Below are 7682 nucleotides of genomic sequence, written 5' to 3'. Positions count from 1 at the left end.
GCATGTCGATCGCGCTGCGCGTCGTCCTCGCGCATGGCGGCCTCGAACGCGTCGGCGGTCCCGGCGGTCAGTTGCGCGCGGTGGGCGGCCCACAGCCTGTCACGGTCAAGGCGCGACGCCGCGATCGTGTCATCCGACACCCCTGCCCCCTGCCGCTCGGCCGCGTGTTCGGCCCGGCGTGCGTCCCGCGCGGCGACGGCCTCGCGGTGGCGCAGCTCGGCCTGCTCGACCCTGCCGTTCGCGGCGGTCAGAGCGCGTTCGGCCGCGCGGATCTGCGCCTCGGCCGGCAGGCCGGCATCCGCCATCGCGCGCCAACCCGGCGGCAGGCCGGCGGCGAGCGCGCGCGCCTCGGTCGCGCGCTCGTCGGCCACGCGGGCAAGGTCGCTCAAGTCGAACGGCAGGGCCCTGAACGCGTCCAGCGCATCCGCAAGGGCGTCGGCGCCGTCCGGCATGCTCTCGGGCTCGCCCAGGTCGGCCTCCGCCTCGGCCAGCGCGAGCGCCGCGTCCGCGTGGCTGCGCGCGGCGGCGCGGACGTCCTGTGCCGCCTCGCGCAGCGCGGCGATAACCGGCTTCGGCAGCACCAGCTGCGCGGGATCGGCTTCGGCGCCCGCGAGGACCACTGCCATCCGGCGCGCATCGGCGCGGGCCTCGTCGCGTTCGGCCGTTCGACGCGCCATGTCGGCGGCGGCCGCGACGGCGCGGGCGATCAGGGATTCGCCATCGTCGAACCGCGCGGCTTCGAGCGTCTCGAGCATGTGCCCCACCTCGATGCCCGCCGCATCCGGTGTCGCGCCGGCGAGTTGGTCGGCGATCGCCTCGCGCCGACGCTCGGCCTTGGCGCACGCCGCCTCGGCACGGGCCGCGGCCTCGACCGCCAGCCGGACCTGCGTCGGGGCGTCCGGCGGCAGATCCGGACCCTCGGGGTACGTGGCCAGCGTCTGCTCCGTCTCCTGCATCTCGCGCCGCAAGGTGCGGCGGGCATCCGCCGTCTCGCGCAACGCAAGCGCGCGACGCGCGTCGTCCCGCAAGCTGTCGGCGTCGGCACAGGCCCGATCGCAGGCATCCATGTCCCGGCGCAACGCCTCGAAGCGCCGCGGGTCCAGCCGCGCCTCGGCGAGTGCCGCACCGATCTCCATCAGCCGGGTCTTCGCCTCGGCCAACGCCGTGCTGCGCCCGCGCGGCTTGTGGAAGGCGTCGACCTCGGCCTCTGCCTCCTTCAGCAGCGCGGCGTACCCCGACAACCCCGTGGCCCCGGCGTAGAGCAGCTGGCCCAGTTCGCCCTTGGCCTGCGCGATCTCCTCGCCGCCGCGACGTAACACCTCGTCATCCAGCGAAAAGCGCGTGCGGTAGCCGTCGCGGTCCAGCCCGTGCAGCAGCCGTGACAGGCGGCTTTCGTCGATCGCGCGGCCCGCCGCGTCGGTCAGCGACCCGGTGCGCTGGCCGGTGCGCCGCAGGTCGAGCCGTCCGTCGGCGGTATCGAGCGCCGCAGCGACGAGAAGCTCGCGCCGCGCATGCACGAAATCGTACGCATGCTGCAGCGGCAGGCCGAACAGCAGGTCGAGCCAGGCCGCGAAGGCGGTGCTCTTGCCGGCCTCGTTCTCGCCGTAGACCAGCGTCACGTCGGTCGCGGTCCCGGCGTCGCCGAAGTCCAGCGAGTGGTCGGTGAACCGGCCGTAGCGCACGAGGTCCAGCCGGCGCAGCCTCATGCGTCGCCGCCCCGCGCGCCGAGCCGCAGCGCCATCGTGTCGACTCCGCCCTCGATGAGTGCCTCGAGCGCGTCGTCGTCGAGCACGTCCCGGATCTCGGACGGCAGCGCGGCGCGCAGCTCGGCCAGAGCCTCGCGCGCCTCGTCGCGGAAGCCCGGCGTGGCGGCATCGCGGCGCATCAGGGCGACCAGGTCGTCCGCGGGCGCGTCGTCGGCCCCGTGCCGTGTCGGGTGCAGGCGCAGCCGGTCGACGAAGACGCCGTCGACCGTTTCCGCGACATCGCGCGCCTGCGCCTCAAGCATCGCGGGATCGCCCAGTTCCGACATCGAGCCCATGGCCTCGACGCGGATCGCGGCAAGGCGCGCGTCGATCCGCGCGGCCTCGAACGCCGCGCGCAGCCTGTCGTCTCGGGCGGACTGATCGGTGGCGCCCGCGAAGTCCACCGGCACGCGGGCGAAGCGCAGGATCTCAAGCGGGACCTCGCGGACCTGCACCCCGTCGAGGTCGATCGTCACCAGCGTGGCCGAGCCGCCGTCCGTCTCGCGCACGCTGCGGCCCTGCGGAATGCCGGGCATCACCGCCACGCCACCCTCGGCGCGGTAGATTGCGCGCTTGTGGATATGGCCGAGCGCCCAGTACGCGTAGCCGTGGCCCAGCAGGTCCCCCAGACCGCACGGGGCATAGGGATCATGGCCCGGCGCACCGTCCAGAGACGTGTGCATTAGCCCGACATTGATCTGCCCGGGAATCGGCGCGGGATAGCGGGGCAGCAGGCTTTCGGGCATGTGCGCCGCCGAGAAACCGACACCATGGACGGCGGCACCGCCGATCGGCACGGTTGGCGTGTCCGGCGTGAGGATGTGCAGCGTGTCGGTCACCGGGCCGTAACGGTCGAGGTCCAGCAGCGCGTCGTGGTTGCCCTGGATCAGCACCGCGGGGATACCGGCGCGGCCCAGCCGCGCCAGTTCCGTCGCCAGCGCCGCGCGGCTGGCCACGTCGGCCATGCCATTGTCGAAGGTATCGCCGGCGAACAGCACGGCGTCCACCCGCTCGGCGATCGCTGCGTCGACCAGCCGGCCCAGCACCTGGCGCGAGGCGGCGCGCAACGTCTCGCCCATCGCCGGGTTGCGCAGCGCCTGCGTCCGCAACGGCGAGTCGAGATGCAGATCCGCGACGTGCAGGAATTTCATGCCGGCCCCTTCCCCTTCGCCGGTACCATGCCGGTCCCGGCGCGGGGTGCAAGGGGGCAGGCACGGATCGGTCGCGCCCGACGACAGGCGCGACCGGTCTCCGATTTCAGCCGGCGCGGCGCCGTTGGTCCCCCGACCCGGCGGGACGCGCGGCCTCGGAGGTCCACGAGCCGTCCGCGGGTTTCGCCGGCGCTGTTTCGGCAACCCGCGCCGGGTCGATCTTGAACCGGCTGACGAGCTGCGTCATCGTCCCGGCGTCCGAGCGCAGACGATGCGCGGTGGTGGCCGAGTTCTGCACCATCGCCGCGTTCTGCTGGGTCACCTTGTCGAGGTCACCGACACCGGTGTTGATCTCGTTGAGGCCCTGCGACTGCTCGGCGGCACCGGCGGCGATGCCCGACATCAGGTTCGAGATCTCGCCGATCTGCTCGACCACGTCGCCAAGGGCGGTGCCGGCCTCTTCGACCAGTTGAGCGCCCTTCTTGACCTGCACGCTCGAGCCGAGGATCAGGTCCTTGATCTGGTGCGCCGCCTCCGAGCTGCGTTGCGCGAGCGTCCGAACCTCGGACGCGACGACCGCGAAACCCTTGCCGGACTCGCCCGCGCGCGCCGCCTCGACCCCGGCGTTCAGCGCAAGAAGGTTGGTCTGGAAGGCGATGTCGTCGATGACGGTGATGATGTCGGCGATCTTGTCGGACGATTTCTCGATCGCGCCCATGGCCGACATGGCGGCGCGCATGATCTCGTCGTTGCGGGCGGCCTTCTGACGCGCGAAGCCGACGGCCTTGTCGGCCTCGGTCGCGTTGTTGGCGGCCGAGCGCACGCTGGCCAGCAGCTGATCGAGCGCTGCGGCGCTTTCTTCCAGCGTCGCGGCCTGCGTCTCGGTCCGGCCGGACAACTCGTCCGACGCCTCGGCGATCTCCTGCGCGTTGCGGCTGATGCTTTGCGCGTTGCCGGTCACGGCGGCGATCACGTCGTGCAGGCTGCGGATAGCGCGGTTGAAGTTCTGGCGCAGCGCCTCGTATTCCTGCGGGAATTCGTCGGACAGATGCTTGGTCAGGACGCCGTGGGCCAGCGCGTCGAGCCCGTCGCCGAGGCTGGCCACGACCTTGACCTGCGCCTCGCTCTCGCGCTGGCGTGCCTCGTCCACCGCGCGGCTGGCGCGGAGCTTGCCCACCATGCCGTCGAGGTCACGCGCCACGTCGCCAAGCTCGTCCGCGCGGCCGGTCAGCGGCATCTGGCTGTCGTAGTCGCCTGCACCGATCCGGCCGACCGCCGCACGCAGATCCGTCAGGGGATTGCCCAGCACCACCTTCAGCGCCCACAGCGTCAACGCCATCATCACGACGAACAGCCCGCCCGCTACGATCGCGATCAGGGTCTTGTCGTGCCGGATCGCGGCCTTGACCTCGGTGTCGCGCATCGCGACGGCCAGCACACCCAGCGGCGCGGCATCGGCCTCGACCGTGATCGGCAGGGCGAGCCACAGCCCGTCCGCGCCCTGCACAGGGGCGCCGTCCGCCAGGCTCTGCCGGGCCAACTCGGTTAGCGCGGCATACGTATCCTCGTCACCGGCGCTGCCGATCACGGCGCCGTCTCCACCGATCGCCAGGGCGGCCTGCCCCGCCTCGTCGGCGGCGGCGAGCGCGTCGGTAACCGTCTCGTCGATCTTGTCCTGTACGCCGAAGCGGATCGGCTGGATCAGCGCGTTCGCGAAGGGCGGTGTCAGGCGCTGGACCTGTTCGACGATATCGGCCTGTGCCCGCTTCTCGACGGTCGAAAACGCCACGAAAGCCATGCCCGAGGCGACGACGATGGTCGTCAGCGCCATCAGCGCCGCACATTTCACGAAAACGGACCGAACGTTGAACGTGGCGACTTTCGGCAAGCGCGTCATGGGATACTCCGGTGACTGGAGGGCACGCCCGGATGACCGGACGGGCCGTTGCGAACCGGCGCACGAGGCGAGGCCGGCGGATCAGACCCAGACGCTATAGCCGCCGCATTGCCACCGATTTAACGCCGGGGAAATCAGCCTGCGTCGGCTAAGCAGAATGTGCGTCGCATTTGAGTTAACCGAGGGCAGAGGACCGGTAGCTTTCCCGGCCGAGATGTGCCGCACAGAGCAGCCGTCGCCAGCCCTTTGGATCCGCCAAGCTCTATAGCCTTCTCCGCCCTCGAACGGCCTGCGACGCTCCAGCGTTTAAAGCTGCCAGTATCGGCACATTGCGCCCTGACAGCGCTATCACCTTCAACAGAGCCGTTGACAGCGCTGTCATCCGTTTTGAATAAAGGTAGGTATGTGCCCTAACGATGACCCCTCGACCGCACCACCGAAGTCGCCGACCCTGGCGGACGTGGCGGCCTTGGCCGGGACCTCGACGATCACGGTCAGCCGCGCGTTGCGCCACCCCAGGATGGTCTCGGAGGCTCTGCGCGCGCGGATCACGCAGGCGGTGGAAGCGTTGGGCTACGTGCCCAATCCGGCCGCCACGGCGCTGGCGTCGCGGCGCACGACCGTGGTCGGGGTGGTGGTGCCGTCGCTCGCCGATCCGGCCTTCGCCGAAATATTGGACGGGCTCTACGAGGCGGCGTCGGGCTCGGCGTTCACGCTGCAGCCTGCGTTCACGCGCGGCGACGCGGCGACCGAGGACCGCCTGATCCGGGGCTTCGCGGCACAGCGGCCCGCCGCGCTGATCGTCGCGGGCATCGACCAGTCGCCGGCCTCGCGCATGATCCTGCGACAGGCGGCGTGTCCGGTGGTGCAGATCATGGATCTGGCCGACGACGCGATCGACATGCTCGTGGGCTTTTCGCACCGCATGGCAGCGCGCGCGGCGGTCGAGCATCTGCTGGCACAGGGCTACGGCGCACCGGCCTTCATCGGCGCCGCGATGGACCTGCGCGCCGAACGTCGGCTGGCGGGATACCGCGATGCGCTGGCGGCGGCGGGCCTGTCGCAGCGCGCGCGCGTCGTGACCACGCCCAAGCCCTCGGGCGTAAGCCTCGGCGCCACGTTGTTCGTCCGCCTGCGCGAACACGCGCCCGATGCGGATTCCGTGCTGTGCAACGATGACGACCTTGCGCTGGGGGCGTTCTTCGCCGCGCAGGGCGCCGGGCTCGGCGTCGGCGGAGACGTCGGCATCTGCGGCTTCGGCGACCGCGACATCATGGCCGCGGCGAACCCGGCGATCACCTCGGTCCGGACGCCGCGGCGCGAGATCGGCACCACGGCCTGGTCGATGATCGCGGCACGCCTCGCGGGCGAGGATCCCGGCCCGGCGGTCCGCGACCTGGGCTTCACGATCATGGCGCGGGCCAGCACGCGGCGGGACTGAACCGCGTCACCCGCGCAGGCGGCTTTCGGCCAGCGTCACCCAATACGAACAGCCCGTCGGGATGACCTCGTCGTTGAAGTCGTATTCGGGGTGGTGCAACCCCGGCCCGTCCCCGGTGCCCAGCTGGATGTAGGCGCCGGGGCAGGCCTGCAGCATGAAGGCGAAATCCTCGGCCCCCGTGGTTCGCGGCGCGTCGTCGACGCAGGCGCCGGCGACCTCGATCGCGGCGGCGACGCAATGCGCGGTCTCGGCGTCGTGGTTGGCCATGACGGGATAGGATTCCTCGTCGAAGCCGAACTCGGTCACCGCGCCGTAGCTTTCGGCGGTCAGGCGCGCGATGTCCTGCACGCGCTTCAGGACGTGGTCGCGCACGTCCATGTCGAACGAGCGGACCGTGCCTCGCAGCAGGACATGCTCGGGGATGACGTTGAAGGCCTCGGATTCGGTGCGGAAGGAAGTGAGCGACACGACCACCGCCTGCTGCGGATCGACGTTGCGCGACACGACCGATTGCAGCGCCATGACGATCGCCGAAGCCGCAAGCGTGGTGTCCACAGTGCCGTGCGGGCGCGCCGCGTGGCCGCCCCGGCCGCGCACCGCGATGTGGAAGCTGTCGACCGCGGCGTAGAAGGCGCCGGGGCGGATGGCGAACTGCCCCTGCGGCACCAGCGGCGAATTGTGCATGCCGTAGATCTCGGAAATGCCGAAGCGGTCGATCAACCCGTCCTGCACCATGGCCCGCGCGCCGGCGTCGCCTTCCTCGGCGGGCTGGAAGACGACGGCGACGGTGCCGTCGAAGTTGCGCGTCTCGGCCAGGTATTGCGCGGCGCCCAGCAGCATCGCGGTGTGACCGTCATGGCCGCAGGCATGCATCTTGCCGGGCGTCTTCGAGGCATGGGCCGCGCCGGTCGCCTCGAGGATCGGCAGCGCGTCCATGTCCGCGCGCAGCGCGATCGTGCGGCCGCCCGCGCCGCCGCGACCGTGGATCAGGCCGACCACGCCGGTGCGGCCGATCCCTTCGACCACCTCGTCGCAGCCGAAGGCGCGCAGCTTCGCCGCGACGAATTCGGCGGTGCGCGGCAGGTCGAAGCCCAGCTCGGGGTTCTCGTGCAGGTCGCGCCGCCAGGCGGTGATCTCGGGATGCAGTTCGGCGAAGCGGTTGCGGATGGGCATTCTGGTCCTCGATGACAGCGGTATTTTTGGGCGCCCCGTGGCGCCGGTGCGCCTTCTTGCAGCACGGCCGCCGCCGCCACAAGCGTGCCCAAGCGAAAGGGCCGCCCGCTGTCGCGGACGGCCCCCTTCACGTCCCCGAAGGGCCTGAGATCAACCGTAGACCAGCCGCGGCAGCCAGGTGATGATCTGCGGGAAGATCATGCACAGCACCAGGCCCACCACCTGCAGGAACAGGAACGGCAGCGCCGACTTGAAGATGTCCGACATCGGGATCT

Annotated in this window: 5 protein-coding genes; 1 reads left to right on the top strand and 4 read right to left on the bottom strand. The window is 71.2% G+C overall.

The annotated features are described in order from the left end of the window. The 3 genes from ACFDTC_RS09975 to ACFDTC_RS09965 form a co-directional block, all read right to left on the bottom strand. Positions 1–1706: AAA family ATPase (locus ACFDTC_RS09975; RefSeq protein WP_375258730.1), on the bottom strand; the 1706-nt coding region annotated here is incomplete at its 3' end. Then, positions 1703–2896, bottom strand: a complete 1194-nt coding sequence (locus ACFDTC_RS09970; protein ID WP_375258729.1) for an exonuclease SbcCD subunit D — start codon at positions 2894–2896, stop codon at positions 1703–1705. The genes ACFDTC_RS09975 and ACFDTC_RS09970, both read right to left, overlap by 4 nt. Before the next feature lie 106 nt (positions 2897–3002). Next, positions 3003–4793 carry a methyl-accepting chemotaxis protein gene (locus ACFDTC_RS09965; RefSeq protein ID WP_375258728.1) on the bottom strand — a complete coding sequence of 597 codons (1791 nt, stop codon included), beginning with the start codon at positions 4791–4793 and terminating at the stop codon, positions 3003–3005. A 460-nt stretch (positions 4794–5253) separates the two neighbouring features. Here ACFDTC_RS09965 and ACFDTC_RS09960 point away from each other — a divergent pair, with 460 nt between their 5' ends. Beyond that, positions 5254–6234 carry a LacI family DNA-binding transcriptional regulator gene (locus tag ACFDTC_RS09960; RefSeq protein WP_375258727.1) on the top strand — a complete coding sequence of 327 codons (981 nt, stop codon included), beginning with the start codon at positions 5254–5256 and terminating at the stop codon, positions 6232–6234. 6 nt (positions 6235–6240) lie between these two features. Here the strand turns inward: ACFDTC_RS09960 and ACFDTC_RS09955 are convergent, their stop codons facing one another. Continuing rightward, positions 6241–7407, bottom strand: a complete 1167-nt coding sequence (locus ACFDTC_RS09955; RefSeq protein ID WP_375258726.1) for a M20 aminoacylase family protein — start codon at positions 7405–7407, stop codon at positions 6241–6243. Positions 7408–7682: the final 275 nt, after the last annotated feature.

Origin of the sequence: Citreimonas sp. (assembly GCF_042096055.1) — a bacterium.
GTDB lineage: Bacteria > Pseudomonadota > Alphaproteobacteria > Rhodobacterales > Rhodobacteraceae > Citreimonas.
Note: the sequence above shows the minus strand (reverse complement) of the source record. Positions and strands in the feature narration are given on the sequence as shown.